Source organism: Paracoccus angustae (genome assembly GCF_042648745.1).
Lineage (GTDB): Bacteria > Pseudomonadota > Alphaproteobacteria > Rhodobacterales > Rhodobacteraceae > Paracoccus > Paracoccus angustae.
On the sequence record NZ_JBHRXY010000026.1, the window covers coordinates 19,646 to 37,349 of the forward strand.

Below are 17,704 nucleotides of genomic sequence, written 5' to 3' on the forward strand. Positions count from 1 at the left end.
TCCATTGTATGGCACAATGTGCCACTAATTGGAACGGGAGGAGAATCATCATGCGCTTTCTGACGACAAGTTTCCTGACCCTCGGCCTGCTCTGCTCGGCCTCGTCCGCGGCGATGGCCATGACGCTGATCTACGGCGAGGCCGGTCCCAACCGCGGCGTGCGCGCCGAGGCCACGCAGTGGTTCGTCGACCAGGTCGCCGAACGGACAAACGGCGAACTCACCATCGACGTGAACTGGGGCGGCGCGCTGTTTTCCGAGAAGGTCGCCGTTCAGTCGATCCGGGATGGTGTCGCCGACATGGGCTCGGTCATTGGGGTTTATTTTCCGCAGGACATGATCGCCTATGGCCTGGCCGACCTACCGATTCCAAACCCCGATCCTTGGGTGGGAATGAAGGCCACTGACAAGCTGATGCGCGAGAACGCGCAGATCAGGGAGAACCTGGCCAGCCAGAACCTGGTCTATATCGGCACCTATACCACATCGGCCGTGCAGGTCGGGTGCAAGGGCAAGACCATTGAGTCCCTCGATGATGTCAAAGGACTGAAGATCCGCGGCGTCGGTGCCTATGGCAAGGTGTTCCACGATCTCGGGGCAACGCCGGTCGACATGTCGGTCTACGAAGCCTATCAGGGCCTGGAAACCGGCCTGATCGACTGTACCCAGACCTATCCCTATCTCGTCGAAGCGCTGAAGTTCGACGAAGTTTTCGACAGCTACACCGAACTCGACTTCGGCCAGATCGGCGCCTTGGGCATCATGATGAACAAGGACAGCTTTGACGCGCTGACGCCTGAGCAGCAGCAGGGCCTGATGACCGCGGGCGAGGGACTGGCGGACGAGTTCGGGCGCATCCTGACCGATGCCAACGAGCGTTCGGTCAAGATTCTCGAGGAGAAGGGCACCCCTGTCCTGAAGATCTCTGACGAGGACCGCGCGCGGCTGGCCGAGGCTGGAAAGAAATACATCGACGAGTGGATCCAGCGCGCTGATGGCGCGGGCCTGGACGGCCAAGCGCTGGTTGATGAATACACCGCGCTCATTGCAGAATTCGCCAAGCAGCGTGATGAGCAGGGTTATCCCTGGGCGGCCAAGGCCAACTGAGGCAGGTCCGATCCTCTGAACCTGTCGCAGACCGACGGGCAAGCCGCATCCATCCGGATAGGCCTGCCCGGCACATCCTCCCTCGGTTCGCGCCCATATCGGTCCGGACCGCAGCGCGATCAAACCCGGAGGTGCGGCCATGAAGGCCATTGAGCGCGTCATGCTTGAATTCGCGGTCGTCTCGACTCTGGCCCTCGCGCTGGCGATCACCGCCAACGTGCTGGGACGGCAGTTCTTCGGCCTGGCCGTGCCGGACATTGTCATCATCGTCCGCGAGCTGATGATTCCCACCATTGTCTTTCCGCTGGCGGCGGCGACGGCCAACCGCGCCCATATCGCCGTGACCTTCGTGACCGACCGCATGTCGCCCCGCATACGAGGCAGGCTGATCATCTTCGGCTGGTTCGTGGCGCTGCTGGCGATGCTGCCGCTGCTTTATGCAAGCTGGCGCAACCTTTCGGGATCATGGGCCTCGGGCGAGTTCTACGACGGACTTCTGGGCATTCCGCGCTGGCCAATGAAACTGGTCTTCCTGCTGGGCCTTCTGATGATGACGATCCGCTTGGTCGTGGTGGCGCTGGAGGACATCTCGCAACTGCGCCGCACGGGCACCGTTCCCAGCTACGCCGAAGAGGAGTCTGTCTGAGATGGACGCATCCACCATCGGACTTGTCTCCTTCGGGCTGGTCATCCTTCTTCTGGCACTGCGCGTGCCGATCGCCTTCGTGCTGGCGGGTGTCGCCACCGCGGGCACCTTCCTGATCTATGCCTTCCGCACCGGCAGCTTCATGCCGGAACGCGCCATCAACCCGACCTCGTCGATGGTTGTGAACAGCTTCTTCGAGCTGATCCACTCCTATGACCTGTCGATGATCCCGCTGTTCGTGGCCTTGGGCAACATCGCCTATCACACCGGCATCACCACCCGCATCTATGACGCCGCCAACGTCTGGCTGCGCGGCGTGCCGGGAGGGGTCAGCGTCGCCTCTCTGATGGGCTGCGCCGGGTTCTCGGCCATCTCGGGGTCATCTATTGCCTGCGCTTCGACAATGGGGCGCATCTGTGTGCCCGAGATGCTGCGCCTAGGCTACAACCCGCGCCTGGCGACGGCCTCTGTCGCTGCCGGCGGCACGCTGGGGTCGCTGATCCCGCCGTCGGTGCTGTTCATCCTCTACGGCATCTTCACCGAGACTTCGATCAGCAAGCTGTTCCTGGCCGGCATTCTGCCGGGACTGCTGACGCTTCTGGGCTATATCATCGTCGTGATGTGGTGGACATCGCGCGACCCCAGCGCCGCCCCGGTCGATCCGAGACCGGTGGCCAAGGGTGACCGCCTCAGGGCAGCGTTGTCGGCCTGGCCTGCCTTGGTGCTATTCACCGTCATCATCGGCGGCATCTATGGCGGTCTCTTCACCGCGACCGAAGCGGCGGCGATCAGCGTCGTGCTGACCATCCTGATCGGCTTCCTCGAACGCTCGCTGACGCTGCGCTCGATGTGGGCGGCCATCCGCGACAGCCTGATCCAGACCTCGGCCATCTTCCTGATCGCAGCCTGTGCCAAGATCTTCGTGTCCTTCGTCGCATTGACCGGGGCCGCAGGGATGGTGTCGCAGTGGGTGGCCGGGGCGGGGCTGTCGCCGATTATGCTGATGGTGGCGATCTCGGCGCTCTATCTTTTCCTCGGCATGTTCCTCGACCCCGTGGGCATCATCGTGCTGACCCTGCCCTTCGTCATCCCGATGGTGGACAGCATGGGCATGGACCTGATCTGGTTCGGCGTCATCGTGGTCAAGCTGCTGGAAATCGGGCTGATCACCCCGCCCGTGGGACTGAACGTCTTCGTCATCGGCAACGTGACCGGGCGCGGCATCACTGTCGACCAGATCTTCGCCGGGGTGGCGCGCTTCCTAGCGATGGACATCGTGGTGCTGGGCATCCTGATCCTCGTGCCGACAATCTCGACCCTCATCCCGAACGGCTTATGAGGCAGGCGATGACCGAACAGAACGATCCCCGCTTCGCGACGACCCTAGCCAGGGGGCTGTCGGTCCTGCGCGCCTTCCGCGTTACCGACGAGGGCTTGAGCAACGCCGAAATCGCGCAGCGCACCGGTTTGCCGAAATCGACGGTGTCGCGCCTGACCTTTACCCTTGGGGAACTGGGCTATCTGGTCCAGTCGCCCCGTGACGACCGCTTCCGGCCAGGGCCGACGCTGGTCGCAGTCGGCCATGTGGCGGCAACCTCGTTGTCCTTTCTTGTTCCCGCGCATGACCTGATGCAGCGGCTGGCCGAGGAAAGCGGAACCTTGGTGGTGCTGGCGGTGCGCGACGGCGACAAGATGGTCCTGATCCGCACCTGGCGGCCGACCCGGGTGGCCTCGATCTGGCTCGAGGTCGGGCAGCGCATTCCGCTGCAGCCCTTCTCGTCCTGGCGCGCCTTCATCGCTGCGGCCACGCCGGCCGAGATCGAACGGATCGCCGCCGAGCACCTGCCAGACCCGGAGTCGCTGGACGCGCTGCTAGTCGGCAGGCCGCAGGCGCTTGCCGACATGGCGCTGCAGGGCTTCGTCTCAACCCCTGCCGGTAGCGGGATGTCGGCCGCCTACAATGCGGTTTCTGTGCCGTTCCGCAGCAGCAACCTTGCAGAGCCGGTGGTTTTCACCTGCGGCGCGCTGCCCGCCGAGGCTCCGATCAAGCGCATGGAAACCGACGTCGGGCCCCGACTCGTCGCCGCAGTCCGCACCTTGGAACGTTTGACTGGACAGGCCCCCGGCCTGGTCCGCATGGAGGCCTGAGCATGGCTGGACAGACCCCCGTCAGCTATCGCCGCGAGGGCGACATCGCATTCATCGAGATTGACAACCCGCCAGTCAACGCCTTGTCCGCGGCGGTGCGGCAGGGACTGGCCGAGGCCGTCGCCCGCCTGGCAGAGGATCCCGACGCCCGGATCGCCGTGCTGTCCTGCGCCGGCCGCACCTTCATCGCCGGGGCCGACATCTCTGAATTCGGCAACCCTTCGGTGCCCCCGAGCCTGCCCGATGTGATCGCCGCCATCGAGGCATCGGAAAAGCCCGTGGTCGCGGCGCTGCACGGCACGGTGCTGGGCGGTGGACTGGAAGTCGCCCTGGGTACGCATTACCGGGTCGCGGTGCCGGGCACCCGGATGGGCCTGCCTGAGGTGACCTTGGGCCTCTTGCCCGGCGCGGGGGGTACGCAGCGGCTGCCGCGCGCCGTGGGAACCGAGGCGGCCATCGATCTCATCACCTCGGGGCGCCAGATCGACGCGGGCGAGGCGCGGCGGCTGGGGCTGATCGACGCCGTGGCCGAAGGGACCGACCCCCGCGCCGCAGGCGAGGCCGAGGCGCGGCGGCTGCTGAACCAGGGGGCCGGGCCTCGCCGCCTGGGTGAAGCCGAGGCTCCGGCGGCTGACGCGGCGATGGTGGAGGAGTGGCGCCGAAAGGTCACGAAGTCCGCCCGCGGGCAGGTGGCCCCGATGCGGGCGCTCGCCACCATCGTCGAGGGGCTCGCGATGCCCTTTGCCGGGGGCGTGGCGCATGAGCGCCGCGCCTTCATGGACCTGATGCAGACACCCGAGCGCGCGGCGCTGATCCACGCCTTCTTCGCCGAGCGCCGGGCCGCGCAGCAGGGCGATCTGACCGGCGTCAGCCCGCGCAAGCTGGACCGCGTCGGCATCGTCGGCGGCGGCACCATGGGGCAAGGCATTGCGGCCGCCGCGCTGACGGCAGGGCTGGACGTGACGCTGGTCGAACGTGACCAATCTTCGGCGGACAAAGCGGCCGCAGGCATCGGCAAGATGCTGGAGGGCGCCGTCAAGCGTGGCAAGCTTGCCCCTGACACGCGCGACGGGATGCTTTCGCAGGCGTTCCACGCCGTCGCTGCCTATGATGCGCTGGCTGAGGTCGATCTGGTGATCGAGGCGGTGTTTGAGGATCTCGACGTCAAGCGCGAGGTGTTCCGGACCCTCGACAGCATCTGCCGCTCCGGCGCGGTGCTGGCGACGAACACGTCCTATCTCGACGTGAACCTGATCGCCCAAGCGACCTTACGCCCACAGGACGTGATTGGGCTGCATTTCTTCTCGCCCGCCAACGTGATGCGGCTGCTGGAGATTGTCGTGGCGGACTGCACTGCCCCGGACGTGGTGGCGACCGCCTTTGCGCTGGCCAAGCGGATGGGCAAAATCGGCGTGCGCTCGGGCGTCTGCGACGGCTTCATCGGCAACCGGATGCTATTGGCCTATCGCACGGCGGCCGACCACATGGTGCTGGACGGCGCCTCGCCTTACGACGTCGATCAGGCGATTGTCGGCTTCGGCTTCCCGATGGGTCCCTATCAGGTGGGCGACCTCGCCGGGCTTGACATCGGCTATGCCACCCGTCAGCGCAAGGCGCCCACCCGCGACCCGCGCGAACGGGTGCCGGTCTTTGCCGATCGGCTGGTCGAGGCCGGGCGGCTCGGTCGCAAGACTGGCCGCGGCTATTACATCTATGACAACGAAACCCCACAGGGCCGTCCCGATCCCGGAATGGCCGGATTGCTTGACGGCATCCGCAGCGAACTGGGCGCTGCGCCGCGCAGCTTCGCGCCAGACGAGATCCGGTCCCGCTACATGGCGGCAATGGTGAATGAGGGGGCAAAGATCCTCGACGAAGGTATCGCCACGCGGGCCTCGGACATCGATGTGGTGCTGCTGCATGGCTATGGTTTTCCCCGATGGAAGGGCGGCCCGATGCATTGGGCCGACACGCAGGGGCTGGACCGCATTACGGCCAACATCGCCCGCTTCGCCCAAGAAGACCCCTATTTTTGGCAGATTTCTCCCCTGTTGGCGCGCCTTGCTGCCGAAGGCGGGAAACTGGCCGACGTGAACACCGGAAAGGACATGAAATGAAGGACGCCGTCATTGTTTCGACCGCCCGCACGGGCATCGGCAAGGCTGCGCGCGGCAGCCTGAACCTGACCCATGGCGCGACGATGGGCGGGCGCGTCGCAGCGGTCGCCGTGGAACGCGCCGGCATCGACCCCGCGCTGATCGAGGACAGCATCTGGGGCTGCGGCTATCCCGAATATGTCACCGGCGGCAACATCGCCCGCCAGATCGTCGTGCGCGCGGGCTTTCCCGTCAGTGTGGCAGGCACAACAGTCAACCGTTTCTGCGGGTCCGGCCTGCAGGCGCTGGCGATGGGCGCGCACATGATCCAGCAGGAAGGCGCGCAGGCCGTACTGGCGGGCGGGGTTGAATCGATCAGCCTGGTCCAGCCGCCGCCCCGGAACTCGCGCGAGGCCTGGATCGAGGAACACAAGCCCGACCTGTATCTGCCGATGATCGACACCGCCGACAACGTAGCCGCCCGTTATGGCGTCAGCCGCGAGGCGCAGGACGAATACGCCCTGCGCTCGCAGCAGCGCATCGCCATCGCGCAGCAGGCGGGGCTGTTCGCGGACGAGATCATTCCGATCAATGTGACCCGCGCCGTCATCGAGAAGGCCACGGGCGAGGTCCGGCACGAGGAAGCCACCTTCGACCGCGACGAATGCAACCGTCCGTCCACCACGCTGGAGGGGCTGGCCGCGCTGAAGCCGGTCAAGGGCGAGGACAAGTTCATCACCGCCGGCAACGCCTCGCAGCTGTCGGACGGTGCCGCGGCTCTGGTCGTTATGGACGGCGAACTTGCCGCGCGCGAGGGGGTGACGCCGCTTGGCGCCTTCCGTGGCTTCGCCATTGCGGGGTGCGAGCCCGACGAGATGGGCATCGGCCCAGTCTTCGCCGTGCCGCGCCTGCTGGAACGGGCGGGCCTGTCGGTGGACGACATCGACCTGTGGGAACTGAACGAGGCCTTCGCCAGCCAGGCGCTTTACTGCCGCGACCGGCTGGGGATCGACCCTGACAAGTTCAACGTCAACGGCGGCTCGATCGCCATTGGCCACCCCTTCGGCATGACTGGGGCGCGCATGGCCGGCCACATCCTGCTGGAAGGCAAGCGGCGCGGCGCGAAATGGGGCGTCGTCACCATGTGCATCGGCGGTGGCCAGGGCGCTGCCGGCCTGATCGAGATCTTCTGAGGGGAAAACCGCCATGGACATGAGCTTTTCGGCCAGCGACCAGGCCTTCCGCGACGAAGTCCGCCAGTTCCTGAAGGACCGGCTGCCCGCGCGGCTGTCCGAAAAGGTCCGGCTTCATCAGGAGCTGACCAAGGACGAGATCGAGGAATGGCACGCCGTCCTAAATGAGAAGGGCTGGCTTGCCGGCAACTGGCCGGTTGAGTTCGGCGGCGCCGGCTGGACCGCGATCCAGCGCCACATCTTCGAGGAGGAAAGCGCGCTGGCCCATGCGCCGCGCATCCTGCCCTTCGGCATCGCCATGCTGGGGCCGGTGCTGCAGAAGTTCGGGTCGAAGGAACAGCAGGACCACTACCTGCCGCGCATCCTGAACGGGCAGGACTGGTGGTGCCAGGGTTACTCGGAACCCGGCGCGGGGTCGGACCTCGCCTCGCTCAAGACGACGGCGGTGCGCGACGGCGACCATTACATCGTCAACGGGCAGAAGACCTGGACCACGCTGGGGCAGCACGCCAACTGGATCTTCTGCCTCGTGCGGACCGATTCCACCGTCAAGGCGCAGGAGGGGATCAGCTTCCTCCTGATCGACATGACCACCCCCGGCATCACCGTGCGGCCCATCGTCCTTCTGGAGGGCACGCCCGAGGTGAACGAGGTCTTCTTCGACGACGTGCGCGTGCCCGTCGAGAACCTCGTGGGCAAGGAGAACAAGGGCTGGACCTACGCCAAGTATCTGCTGACGCATGAGCGCACCAACATCGCGGGTGTGGGCTTCGCCACGGCGGGCCTTGCCGCGCTGAAACGGATTGCGCGGGCCCAGGTCGCGAACGGCAGGCCGCTGATCGAGAATCCGCTGTTCGCCGCCCGCCTGGCCGAGGTCGAGATCGACCTGATGGCGATGTCCACCACCAACCTGCGGATGCTGGCGCAGGCGGCTGCGGGTCAGGTGCCGGGGGCGGAAAGCTCGATGCTGAAGCTGAAGGGGACCCAGATCCGGCAGGCGATCAACGACCTGACCCGCCGCGCGGTCGGCCCTTGGGCGCTGGCCTTCCCCTCCGAGGCGCTGGAGGGCGCGAATGACGATGCCCCCCCCGGCCCGACCGAGGCGGCAGGGGCGACCCGCGCTTATCTGAATAACCGCAAGCTGTCGATCTATGGCGGCTCGAACGAAATCCAGCGGGGGATCATCGCCAAATCCCTGCTGGGGCTTTGAGGGGAACCGCATCATGGATTTCGGCTTCACCGAGGAACAGACCATGCTGGGCGAAAGCCTGGCGCGCACGCTGGAACGCGGCCCGGACAGCGCCGCCCTGTTCGACCTGGGAACGGGCGCGGCCCTGATGACCGAAGAGGCCGGCGGCTTCGGCGGCACCGGGGCGGACATCCTGATGGTGTTCCGCACGCTCGGCCGGGCAGGTGCGGTCATGCCGCTGCTGGACAGCGTGGTGCTGGGCGCAGGCATCTTGGCCGCCGCGGGCGAGGCCGATCTGGCCGAGGCCGCCGCCAGCGGCGAGGCCCGCGTCGCGGTTGCGCTGGACGAACCCGGACAGCGCTATGACGGCACCGTGGCGACCCGCGCCGAGGGCGACCGGCTGACCGGCGAGAAGTCGGTCGTGCCGGGGGCCGAGGACGCGACCCACCTGATCGTGCGGGCTACAGACGGGCTGTGGCTGGTCGAGGCCGGAGCCGAGGGGCTGGCCATGCGCGGCTATGCCCTGATGGACGGCGGCCGCGCGGCCGAGGTCACGCTGAAGGATACCGCCGCCCGCCGGATCGGGGACGTATCGCTTCTGGAACAACCGCTCGCCGCCGCGATCCTCGCCGTCTGCGCCGACGCCTTGGGGGTGATGGAAAAGGCGGTCGAGCTGACGACCGACTACCTCAAGACCCGCAAGCAGTTCGGCCGTCCGATCGGGTCCTTCCAGGCGGTCCAGCACCGCATGGCCGACCTGCTGACCGAGGTCGAGCAGGCGCGCTCGGCTGTCTGGAACCTCGCGGGAAACCTCGACGCCCCTGACCGTGACCGCCATGTCGCGGCCACCAAGTCGCTCGTGGGCCGGGTCGCGCTTTACGTGGCCGAGGAAACGATCCAGCTTCACGGCGGCATCGGGATGACCGAGGAATACGAGCTCGCGCCCCTCGCCCGCCGCCTGCTGGCCGCCGACGCCCGTTTCGGTGACAGCGACCATCACCTGGAACGCTTCATCGCGGTCAGCGCCGCATGAGCGGCGGGGCCATCATCGAGGACGAAACCGGCGCGCAGCGCATGGTCGGCTACACGCTGGACGTGGGCCAACCCGACCGGCGCGCCCGCTGCCGGCTGGTCTTGGACGAACGCCACACGAACCGCCACGGCGTGCTGCACGGTGGGATCGCAGGAATGCTGCTCGACAGCGCTGCCGGCGCAACGGCGAGCCTGACCGTGGACGACAGCGGCCGCCAGCCGTTCCTCACGGTCTCGCTCAATATCGACTACGTGGGACCCGCTCTGAAGGGCGGCGTCACCGCGACCGGACGAGTGGTGGGGGGAGGGCGCAGCCTGCTCTTCGTCGCGGCCGATCTGGTCCATGACGATGGCACCCTGATCGCGACGGCGAGCGGGGTCTTCAAGCGCGTCCCCACCGGGACCAAGAGCAGCCCCAAGGACAACCCATGACATCCGCGCAAGCCGAGGCCCGAGTCGAGGACCGCTGCGATCACCTGAAGGTGACGTTGTCGAACTTCGGCCGCCGCAATGCGCTGGCGCCTTCTATGTATGTCAGCCTGCGCGCGGCGCTGGAGCAGGCGGCGGCCGAGGATCGCCTGGGCGCCGTGGTACTGACCGGGGCGGACGGATATTTCTGTGCGGGCGGCGACCTGAACGCGCTGGCGACCCGTGCCGCGACGAGCCGGGACGAACGGCGCGCGTTGATCGAGGACCTGCATGACACCATCCGCGCGATCCGCGCCTGCCCGCGCCCCGTCATTGCCGCCATCGAAGGCGGCGCGGCCGGGGCAGGGCTGTCGATCGCGCTTGCCTGTGACCTGCTCGTGGCGGCGGAGGACGCGAGCTTCACCGCCGCCTATGTCCGTGTCGGGCTGGTGCCGGACGGCGGACTGACCGCTTCGCTGGCGCGCAGGGTGCCGGCGGGCTTCGCGGCCCGGATGTGCCTGACAGGCGATCCGGTCTCCGCCACTACCCTCGCCGGGATGGGCGTGGTGACAGACCTCGTGCCGCCCGGAAAAGCGCTGGCCCGCGCCGCCGATTTGGCCGCGCGGTTCGCGCAAGGTCCCGCCGCAGCCCAGGGCACGATAAAGCGGCTTCTGGCCTCGGCCCGCGACGGTGATTTCGACGCTCAGCTCGACCGCAAGGCCGAAGCTATGGCCGACGCCTTGGCCGCCCCTGAGGCCGCTGCGGGCCTGAAAGCTCGCCTGAGCCGCGCTGTGCCGGATTTCGGTCGCGGCAGTTCTGGCGCCGAGAAGAAGGAAACCCGCCGATGACCATGACCCGCATACACGATCCGCTCGACACCCAACGCAGCACCCGCCCGGATGCGCCTGCGCTGCGCGATCACGACGGCAGAACCTTCACCTATGGTGAACTATCCGCCGCCGTGGATGTGCTATCCGCCGAACTGAAAGCGCGGGACCTCCGGCCGGGCGACCGCCTGCTGATCCTGGCGGAAAACTGTGCCGCGCTGGTGGGGCTGATCATGGCGGCGTCGCGGCTCGATGCGGTGGCCGTGCCCGTCAATGCCCGTATGACCGAGCACGAGCTGCACCGCATCGCGGACCACGCCGACCCGCGGCTGACGGTTTACCTGACCCATGTCTCGCCCCAGGCACGCACCCACGCCGAGATCGCCGATGCGGCTGGCTGGAACACGCTGTTGGGCAGTCTGGCGATCGCCGGGCCGCGCCCTTCCGCGACGCCCGAGCCTGTGGCAGCAGGTCCCGAGCAGACGGCCGTGATCCTTTACACGACCGGCTCGACCGGCACGCCCAAGGGGGTGATGCTCAGCCACGCCAATCTGCTGTTCGGCGGCCAGACCTCGGCCCGGATGCGCGAGATCACGCCCGACGACCTGATTCTGGGCGTGCTGCCGATGACGCATGTCTTCGGCCTGACCTCGATGATGATCGCCAGCACCGTCGCGGGGGCCGAGCTGTGGCTGTTCCCGCGCTTCTCGGCCCCGGCCGTGGTCGAGGCCTTGCAGGGGGGCGTCAGCGTCCTGCCCGCGGTCCCGCAGATGCACGCGCTGATCATGGAGGAGGCGGGCGGCACCCGCCTGCCGCCGGGACGGCTGCGCTATGTGTCGTCGGGGGCCGCGCCGCTTGATCCCGACTGGAAGCGGCGGGCCGAGGCCTTCTATGGCGTGGCACTGCAGAACGGCTATGGCCTGACCGAGACGACAGCGGGCGTCACCCTGACCACCAACCCGCCGGGTGTGCCCGATGTGAGCGTTGGCCCGGCCCTGCCCGGCGTCGAGTTGCGCCTGCGCGACGTGGGCCCCGATGGCGTGGGCGAGATCCAGACCCGAGGCCCGCATGTCATGCCCGGCTATTTCCGCAACCCCGAGGCCACGGCCGCTGCCTTCGACGCGGACGGCTTCCTCTGCACCGGCGATCTGGGCCGCATCGACGAGGACGGCAACCTGCATATCGCAGGGCGCGCGCGCGAGCTGATCATCCGTGGCGGTTTCAACGTTTATCCGCCCGAGGTGGAGGCGGCGCTGAACGACCATCCCCTTGTAATCCAGACCGCCGTGATCGGCCGTAAGACCAAGGGTGGAAACGAGGAGGTCCTCGCCTTCTGCCAGACCGACGATCCCGGCAGGGTAAGCGAAAAGGACCTGCGCGAGCATGTGGCCGAGCGCCTTTCGCCCTACAAGCGGCCCACGCGCATCATCGTTACGACGATGCTGCCGACCTCGCCAAACGGCAAGGTTCTCAAGCAGAAGCTGGTCGAGACGTTCCGCGATGCGCTCGACACCCAGGAGAAAGGATGAGCACGATCGAACGCGAATCGATGGAATTCGACGTGGTGATCGTCGGGGCGGGGCCTGCGGGCCTGTCGGCGGCGATCCGGTGCAAGCAGATCGACCCGGACCTGAACGTGGTGGTGCTGGAAAAGGGCTCCGAGGTCGGGGCGCATATCCTGTCGGGCGCGGTGCTGGACCCGGTGGGCCTGAACGCGCTGATCCCCGACTGGAAGGACAAGGGCGCGCCGGTGAAGACGGCCGTCACCTCGGATAGCTTCGTGGTGCTGGGCCCGGCGGGCTCGGCGCGCATCCCCAACTGGCCGATGCCGCGGCTGATGTCGAACCACGGCAACTACATCGTCAGCATGGGCAACGTCTGCCGCTGGCTGGCCGAGCAGGCCGAAGAGCTGGGCGTGGAAATCTTCCCCGGCATGGCGGCCTCCGAGCTGGTGATGGAGGGTGACCGCGTGGCCGGCGTCGTCGCGGGCGAGATGGGCAAGAACCCCGACGGCACCCCCGGCCCGTCCTATGAGCCGGGCATGGAGCTGCGCGGCAAGTACGTGATGATCGCCGAGGGCGTGCGCGGATCGCTCGCCAAGCAGCTGATCGAAAAATACGACCTGTCCGCCGGGCACGAGCCGCAGAAGTTCGGCATCGGCATGAAGGAGATCTGGGAGATCGACCCCGCCAAGCACAAGGAAGGCACCGTCGTCCACACGATGGGCTGGCCCCTTGGCAAGAACGCGGGCGGCGGGTCCTTCATCTACCATGCCGAGAACAACCAGGTCTTCATCGGCTTCGTGGTCCACCTGAACTACGAGAACCCGTATCTCTACCCCTACGCCGAGTTCCAGCGCTTCAAGCACCACCCGGCCATCGCGGAGCTGCTGGAAGGCGGCAAGCGCGTGGCCTATGGCGCCCGCGCGATTTCCGAAGGCGGCTGGCAGTCGCTGCCGAAGATGACGGTGCCGGGCGCGCTGCTGCTGGGCTGCTCGGCGGGAATGGTCAACGTTCCCCGCATCAAGGGCAACCACAACGCCATGCTGTCGGGGATCGCGGCGGCGAACGCGGCCGCGGCGGCCATCGCGGCGGGACGCGAGGGCGACGAGCTGGTCGAGTACGAACAGGATGTCCGCACGGGCCCCATCGCCCATGACCTCAAGCGCGTCCGCAACGTCAAGCCCGCCTGGTCGCGCACCGGCATGGTGGGCAGCCTGATGCTGGGCGGCATGGACATGTGGGTCGCCAGCCTCTTCAACCGCAACATCCTGCGAACCTGGAAGCACGGCAAGACCGACGCCGCCGCGACCCGGCCCGCGAAGAACTATCGCCCGATCGACTACCCGAAGCCCGACGGCAAGCTGTCGTTCGACCGGCTGACCAACGTGGCCTTTTCCTTCACCAACCACGAGGAAAGCCAACCCTGCCACCTGAAGCTGAAGGACCCCACGGTCCCGATCCGGGTGAACCTGCCGGAATACGCCGAGCCGGCGCAGCGCTATTGCCCGGCCGGCGTCTACGAGGTGGTCGAGGACAAGTCGGTGCCCGAAGGTGCGCGCTTCGTGATCAACTTCCAGAACTGCGTCCACTGCAAGACCTGCGACATCAAGGACCCGTCGCAGAACATCGTCTGGACCACGCCGCAGGGCGGCGACGGGCCGAACTATCCCAACATGTAAGAAGGCCGGTGCCTCGCGACCCCAAGATAGGCCTGGCATGACCACCGTAATGCTTATTGAACTCGCCTGATTCAGATAGGAGAAACCACCATGAAGATGGACCGCATCGGCAGCTTCCGCTGGGAAGACCCCTTCCTGCTGGAAGACGAACTGACCGAGGAAGAGCGCATGATCCGCGACACCGCGCGGAGCTATGCCCAAGGCCACCTCGCTCCCCGCGTGCGCGAGGCCTTCCGGACCGAGCAGACCGACCGTGCCATCTTCACCGAGATGGGAGAACTGGGCCTGCTGGGCGTCACCATCCCCGAGGAGTTCGGGGGCACCGGTGCGGGCTATGTGAGCTACGGCCTTGTCGCGCGCGAGGTCGAACGGGTGGATTCGGGCTACCGATCCATGATGTCGGTGCAGGCGTCCCTGGTCATGCACCCGATCAACGCCTATGGGTCCGAGGAGCAGCGGCGCAAGTACCTGCCGAAGCTCTGTTCGGGCGAATGGGTGGGCTGCTTCGGCCTGACCGAGCCGGATGCGGGCTCGGACCCCGGCGGCATGAAGACCACCGCGAAAAAGACCCCCGGCGGCTACCGGCTGAACGGGTCCAAGATGTGGATCACCAACAGCCCCATCGCGGATGTCTTCGTCGTCTGGGCCAAGTCCGACGCGCATGGCGGCAAGATCCGTGGCTTCGTGCTGGAAAAAGGCATGAAGGGCCTCTCGGCGCCGAAGATCGAGGGCAAGCTGTCCTTGCGGGCGAGCGTCACCGGCGAGATCGTCATGGACGAGGTCGAGGTGGGCGAGGACGCGCTTTTGCCGAACGCCGAGGGCCTGGGCGGTCCCTTCGGCTGCCTCAACCGGGCGCGCTATGGCATCGCCTGGGGTTCGATGGGCGCGGCCGAGGCCTGCTGGCACGCGGCGCGGCAGTACGGGCTTGACCGCAAGCAGTTCGGCAAGCCGCTCGCGCAGACGCAGCTGCACCAGCTGAAGCTCGCCAACATGATGACCGAGATCACCCTCGGCCTGAACGCCGCCCTGCGCGTGGGGCGCCTCTTCGAGGCGGGGCGGATGCAGCCCGAGATGATCTCCCTGATCAAGCGCAACAACTGCGGCAAGGCGCTGGAGATCGCCCGCGTGGCCCGCGACATGCACGGCGGCAACGGCATCTCGGACGAATACCCGGTGATGCGCCATATGGTGAACTTGGAAACCGTCAATACCTACGAAGGCACCCACGACGTCCACGCCCTGATCCTCGGCCGTGCCCAGACCGGCCTGCAGGCGTTCTTCTGAGGAGATGCAGCCATGAAGCTTCTTGTGCCGGTCAAGCGCGTGATTGACTACAACGTGAAGGCGCGGGTGCGTGCGGACGGGTCGGGGGTGGACCTGTCGAACGTGAAGATGTCGATGAACCCTTTTGACGAGATCGCGGTCGAGGAAGCGATCCGGCTGAAGGAAAAGGGTGTCGCCACCGAGATCGTGGTGGTCTCGGTGGGCGTGAAGCAGGCGGCCGAGACGATCCGCACGGCGCTGGCGATGGGGGCCGACCGCGGCATCCTCGTGGTGGCGGCCGACGACGTGCACCAGGACATCGAACCCCTGGCCGTGGCCAAGATCCTCAAGGCCATCGTGGCCGAGGAGCAGCCGGGGCTGGTCTTGATGGGCAAGCAGGCGATCGACAACGACATGAACGCCACCGGCCAGATGCTGGCCGCGCTTCTGGGCTGGGCGCAGGCGACGCAGGCCGGCGCGATCGAGGTCGCCGGCGACAAGGCCAGCGTGACGCGCGAGATCGACGGCGGGCTGCAGGTGATCGAGGTCACGCTGCCCGCGATCGTGACCGCCGACCTGCGCCTGAACGAGCCGCGCTACGCGAGCCTGCCCAACATCATGAAGGCCAAGAAGAAGGAGCTCGTCGAGAAGACGGCGGGTGACTACGGCGTGGACGTGAGCCCGCGTCTGACCGTCGTGAAGACGGCCGAGCCCGAGGGGCGCAAGGCGGGGGTCAAGGTGGCCTCGGTCGACGAGCTGGTGTCGAAACTCAAAGCCGCGGGGGTGATCTGATGGCGGTGCTGCTGCTGGCCGAGATGGCCGAGAACGGGCTGAACCGGGATGCGACGGCCAAGGCCGTGACGGCGGTGAAGCCCCTGGGCGACCTGACGGTGCTGGTCGCGGGCGCGGGCGCGCAGGCGGCCGCCGCCGAGGCCGCGAAGATCGCGGGCGTGGCAAAGGTGCTGGTGGCCGAGGATGCCGCCTACAGCCACCGCCTGGCCGAGCCGATGGCGGCGCTGCTGGTGCAGTTGGCCCCGCAGTTCAGCCACATCGCCGCGCCGGGGACGACGGATGCGCGCAACATCCTGCCGCGCACGGCAGCCCTTCTGGACGTGATGGTGATCCCCGAGGTCAGCCGCGTGGTGGACGCCGACACATTCGAGCGCGGGGTCTACACCTCGGCCGCGATCCAGACGGTGAAGTCCTCGGACCCGATCAAGGTGCTGACGGTCCGCATTGCCAGCTTCGACGCCGCCGGCGAGGGCGCCCCGGCCCCGGTCGAGCCCGTCTCGGCCGCCGCCGATCCGGGGCTGTCGGCCTGGGTCGAGGACCGCGTGGCGGCCTCGGACCGCCCCGAACTGACCTCGGCCAAGCGGGTCGTGTCGGGCGGCCGCGCGATCGGCTCCAAGGAGAACTTCGTGCTGATCGAGAAGCTGGCCGACAAGCTGGGCGCTGCCGTGGGCGCCAGCCGGGCCGCGGTCGATTCCGGCTATGCCCCGAACGACTGGCAGGTGGGCCAGACCGGCAAGGTGGTCGCCCCCGAGCTTTACATCGCAGCCGGCATCTCGGGCGCGATCCAGCACCTTGCGGGGATGAAGGACAGCAAGGTCATCGTCGCCATCAACAAGGACGAGGAAGCCCCCATCTTCCAGGTCGCCGACTACGGACTGGTCGGAGACATCTTCACCGTCCTGCCGGAACTCACCGAAAAAGTCTGAGGGCTGGAGTCTTGAGGGCTGCCTAAGTCGAACGACTTCGGACAAACGATTATAATCATTGCCGTGAAGCAAATAACTGCTGTTCAGGCTTAGCCATTCGAGCCCGTTCACAGATCATCTACCTGCTCGACCCTAGGCAGGAAGCGGTAGACCGAAGAGCGTGCAATCCCCAACCGCCGAGCGATGGCGGTGGGGCTGAGCCGTTCCTCTTCATGCAGCCTTCGCACCTCCACCGGATCGATCTTCGGCCTTCGGCCCTGTAGACGCTGCGGACCTTGGCGGCGGAGAGCTGTTCGGGGTCTGAAGGCCGACTGTCTACCGGACGCTTGGGCGCCAGACCGCAGCGCCTGCGGTCAAGCCGGCCTGAGCGGGCAGCAGCGACTGCCCGGCGGTAATGGACAACGAGAGGGATATTGCAGGACTGCAGATCGTCGGTCGGCGGGCGGGCGGGGATTGAAGCAAGAGGCCCTGAGCTGCCGACCGTGCCCCCGGAACCGCAGTCTGGCTTCGTTGGTGCGGCCGTTCATGCTTGCCACAACGCGATCACCCGGCTCTCGTGGATCATGCCCGATCTCGTGTCGCCGGGCAGAGCCGCTTCGATACAGCCGGCCGCACGGAACCCTCGCCTGCCGCCCTCAAGCTCGCCCCAGGTCGGGCTCGAGATGCAATCAATCGGTTTCTGGCCCATAATCCTCTGTGCTGCTGCACTATTTCGGATTGCACGGTACGTCCCTTCGGTTTTTGGGCGAAGACAGGCCGGAAAGCGGATCAGGAACCGACCCACTCTCCTTTCGCGATCCATTTCAGTGCCGAGATCGAGGGCATGAACATGTATTCTCCGCCGCGCAGGCGGTTGAAAGTGGTCACGCCGTTCACGCGGCGGCGAGCGGGTTCGTC

General features: G+C 67.0%; 16 protein-coding genes. 15 read left to right on the forward strand and 1 reads right to left on the reverse strand.

The annotated features are described in order from the left end of the window. Positions 1–50 precede the first annotated feature (50 nt). The 15 genes from ACFOM8_RS18100 (at position 51) to ACFOM8_RS18170 (ending at position 16,807) form a co-directional block, all read left to right on the forward strand. Positions 51–1,106, forward strand: a complete 1,056-nt coding sequence (locus ACFOM8_RS18100) for a C4-dicarboxylate TRAP transporter substrate-binding protein (protein ID WP_377763590.1) — start codon at positions 51–53, stop codon at positions 1,104–1,106. Between the two features lie 139 nt (positions 1,107–1,245). Then, positions 1,246–1,752 carry a TRAP transporter small permease gene (locus ACFOM8_RS18105; RefSeq protein ID WP_377763591.1) on the forward strand — a complete coding sequence of 169 codons (507 nt, stop codon included), beginning with the start codon at positions 1,246–1,248 and terminating at the stop codon, positions 1,750–1,752. A 1-nt stretch (position 1,753) separates the two neighbouring features. Further along, entirely contained in the window at positions 1,754–3,091 is a 1,338-nt protein-coding gene (locus ACFOM8_RS18110) for a TRAP transporter large permease (RefSeq protein ID WP_377763593.1), read from the forward strand. An 8-nt stretch (positions 3,092–3,099) separates the two neighbouring features. Further along, positions 3,100–3,900 carry an IclR family transcriptional regulator gene (locus ACFOM8_RS18115; RefSeq protein ID WP_377763595.1) on the forward strand — a complete coding sequence of 267 codons (801 nt, stop codon included), beginning with the start codon at positions 3,100–3,102 and terminating at the stop codon, positions 3,898–3,900. Positions 3,901–3,902: 2 nt separating this feature from the next. Continuing rightward, the gene (locus ACFOM8_RS18120) at positions 3,903–6,017 is read left to right on the forward strand and encodes a 3-hydroxyacyl-CoA dehydrogenase NAD-binding domain-containing protein (RefSeq protein WP_377763596.1); all 2,115 of its coding nucleotides are present in this window, start codon (positions 3,903–3,905) and stop codon (positions 6,015–6,017) included. Next, positions 6,014–7,189 (forward strand): acetyl-CoA C-acyltransferase, encoded by a 1,176-nt coding sequence (locus ACFOM8_RS18125; RefSeq protein ID WP_377763597.1) that lies wholly within the window; start codon positions 6,014–6,016, stop codon positions 7,187–7,189. The genes ACFOM8_RS18120 and ACFOM8_RS18125 overlap by 4 nt, the downstream gene beginning before the upstream one ends. Positions 7,190–7,202: 13 nt before the next feature. Next, positions 7,203–8,399 (forward strand): acyl-CoA dehydrogenase family protein, encoded by a 1,197-nt coding sequence (locus ACFOM8_RS18130; RefSeq protein WP_377763599.1) that lies wholly within the window; start codon positions 7,203–7,205, stop codon positions 8,397–8,399. A 13-nt stretch (positions 8,400–8,412) separates the two neighbouring features. Further along, positions 8,413–9,411, forward strand: coding sequence for an acyl-CoA dehydrogenase family protein (locus ACFOM8_RS18135; protein WP_305670986.1), 999 nt, complete (start codon positions 8,413–8,415; stop codon positions 9,409–9,411). After that, positions 9,408–9,842 (forward strand): PaaI family thioesterase, encoded by a 435-nt coding sequence (locus ACFOM8_RS18140; protein ID WP_120444985.1) that lies wholly within the window; start codon positions 9,408–9,410, stop codon positions 9,840–9,842. The genes ACFOM8_RS18135 and ACFOM8_RS18140 overlap by 4 nt, the downstream gene beginning before the upstream one ends. Beyond that, positions 9,839–10,666 (forward strand): oxepin-CoA hydrolase, alternative type, encoded by an 828-nt coding sequence (locus tag ACFOM8_RS18145; RefSeq protein ID WP_377763601.1) that lies wholly within the window; start codon positions 9,839–9,841, stop codon positions 10,664–10,666. The genes ACFOM8_RS18140 and ACFOM8_RS18145 overlap by 4 nt, the downstream gene beginning before the upstream one ends. 2 nt (positions 10,667–10,668) lie before the next feature. Further along, the gene (locus ACFOM8_RS18150; protein ID WP_377763605.1) at positions 10,669–12,174 is read left to right on the forward strand and encodes a class I adenylate-forming enzyme family protein; all 1,506 of its coding nucleotides are present in this window, start codon (positions 10,669–10,671) and stop codon (positions 12,172–12,174) included. Further along, positions 12,171–13,826: an electron transfer flavoprotein-ubiquinone oxidoreductase gene (locus ACFOM8_RS18155; protein WP_120444981.1), complete on the forward strand. Its 1,656-nt coding sequence runs from the start codon at positions 12,171–12,173 to the stop codon at positions 13,824–13,826. The genes ACFOM8_RS18150 and ACFOM8_RS18155 overlap by 4 nt, the downstream gene beginning before the upstream one ends. Before the next feature lie 90 nt (positions 13,827–13,916). Then, on the forward strand, positions 13,917–15,110 hold the full coding sequence (locus ACFOM8_RS18160; protein ID WP_377763603.1) for an acyl-CoA dehydrogenase: 1,194 nt from the start codon (positions 13,917–13,919) through the stop codon (positions 15,108–15,110). Between the two features lie 12 nt (positions 15,111–15,122). After that, on the forward strand, positions 15,123–15,881 hold the full coding sequence (locus tag ACFOM8_RS18165) for an electron transfer flavoprotein subunit beta/FixA family protein (RefSeq protein ID WP_120444977.1): 759 nt from the start codon (positions 15,123–15,125) through the stop codon (positions 15,879–15,881). Continuing rightward, on the forward strand, positions 15,881–16,807 hold the full coding sequence (locus ACFOM8_RS18170; RefSeq protein ID WP_216034593.1) for an electron transfer flavoprotein subunit alpha/FixB family protein: 927 nt from the start codon (positions 15,881–15,883) through the stop codon (positions 16,805–16,807). The genes ACFOM8_RS18165 and ACFOM8_RS18170 overlap by 1 nt, the downstream gene beginning before the upstream one ends. Positions 16,808–16,914: 107 nt before the next feature. On the opposite strand, the gene ACFOM8_RS18175 is transcribed toward ACFOM8_RS18170, so the two are convergent. Then, on the reverse strand, positions 16,915–17,151 hold the full coding sequence (locus ACFOM8_RS18175; protein ID WP_377763606.1) for a helix-turn-helix domain-containing protein: 237 nt from the start codon (positions 17,149–17,151) through the stop codon (positions 16,915–16,917). Positions 17,152–17,704 lie beyond the last annotated feature (553 nt).

What these genes read in the sequence shown, in the direction of transcription:
- ACFOM8_RS18100 (WP_377763590.1), top strand. Translation starts at nt 51, where the DNA reads ATGCGCTTTCTGACGACAAGTTTCCTGACCCTCGGCCTGCTCTGCTCG.
- ACFOM8_RS18105 (WP_377763591.1), top strand. Translation starts at nt 1,246, where the DNA reads ATGAAGGCCATTGAGCGCGTCATGCTTGAATTCGCGGTCGTCTCGACT.
- ACFOM8_RS18110 (WP_377763593.1), top strand. Translation starts at nt 1,754, where the DNA reads ATGGACGCATCCACCATCGGACTTGTCTCCTTCGGGCTGGTCATCCTT.
- ACFOM8_RS18115 (WP_377763595.1), top strand. Translation starts at nt 3,100, where the DNA reads ATGACCGAACAGAACGATCCCCGCTTCGCGACGACCCTAGCCAGGGGG.
- ACFOM8_RS18120 (WP_377763596.1), top strand. Translation starts at nt 3,903, where the DNA reads ATGGCTGGACAGACCCCCGTCAGCTATCGCCGCGAGGGCGACATCGCA.
- ACFOM8_RS18125 (WP_377763597.1), top strand. Translation starts at nt 6,014, where the DNA reads ATGAAGGACGCCGTCATTGTTTCGACCGCCCGCACGGGCATCGGCAAG.
- ACFOM8_RS18130 (WP_377763599.1), top strand. Translation starts at nt 7,203, where the DNA reads ATGGACATGAGCTTTTCGGCCAGCGACCAGGCCTTCCGCGACGAAGTC.
- ACFOM8_RS18135 (WP_305670986.1), top strand. Translation starts at nt 8,413, where the DNA reads ATGGATTTCGGCTTCACCGAGGAACAGACCATGCTGGGCGAAAGCCTG.
- ACFOM8_RS18140 (WP_120444985.1), top strand. Translation starts at nt 9,408, where the DNA reads ATGAGCGGCGGGGCCATCATCGAGGACGAAACCGGCGCGCAGCGCATG.
- ACFOM8_RS18145 (WP_377763601.1), top strand. Translation starts at nt 9,839, where the DNA reads ATGACATCCGCGCAAGCCGAGGCCCGAGTCGAGGACCGCTGCGATCAC.
- ACFOM8_RS18150 (WP_377763605.1), top strand. Translation starts at nt 10,669, where the DNA reads ATGACCCGCATACACGATCCGCTCGACACCCAACGCAGCACCCGCCCG.
- ACFOM8_RS18155 (WP_120444981.1), top strand. Translation starts at nt 12,171, where the DNA reads ATGAGCACGATCGAACGCGAATCGATGGAATTCGACGTGGTGATCGTC.
- ACFOM8_RS18160 (WP_377763603.1), top strand. Translation starts at nt 13,917, where the DNA reads ATGAAGATGGACCGCATCGGCAGCTTCCGCTGGGAAGACCCCTTCCTG.
- ACFOM8_RS18165 (WP_120444977.1), top strand. Translation starts at nt 15,123, where the DNA reads ATGAAGCTTCTTGTGCCGGTCAAGCGCGTGATTGACTACAACGTGAAG.
- ACFOM8_RS18170 (WP_216034593.1), top strand. Translation starts at nt 15,881, where the DNA reads ATGGCGGTGCTGCTGCTGGCCGAGATGGCCGAGAACGGGCTGAACCGG.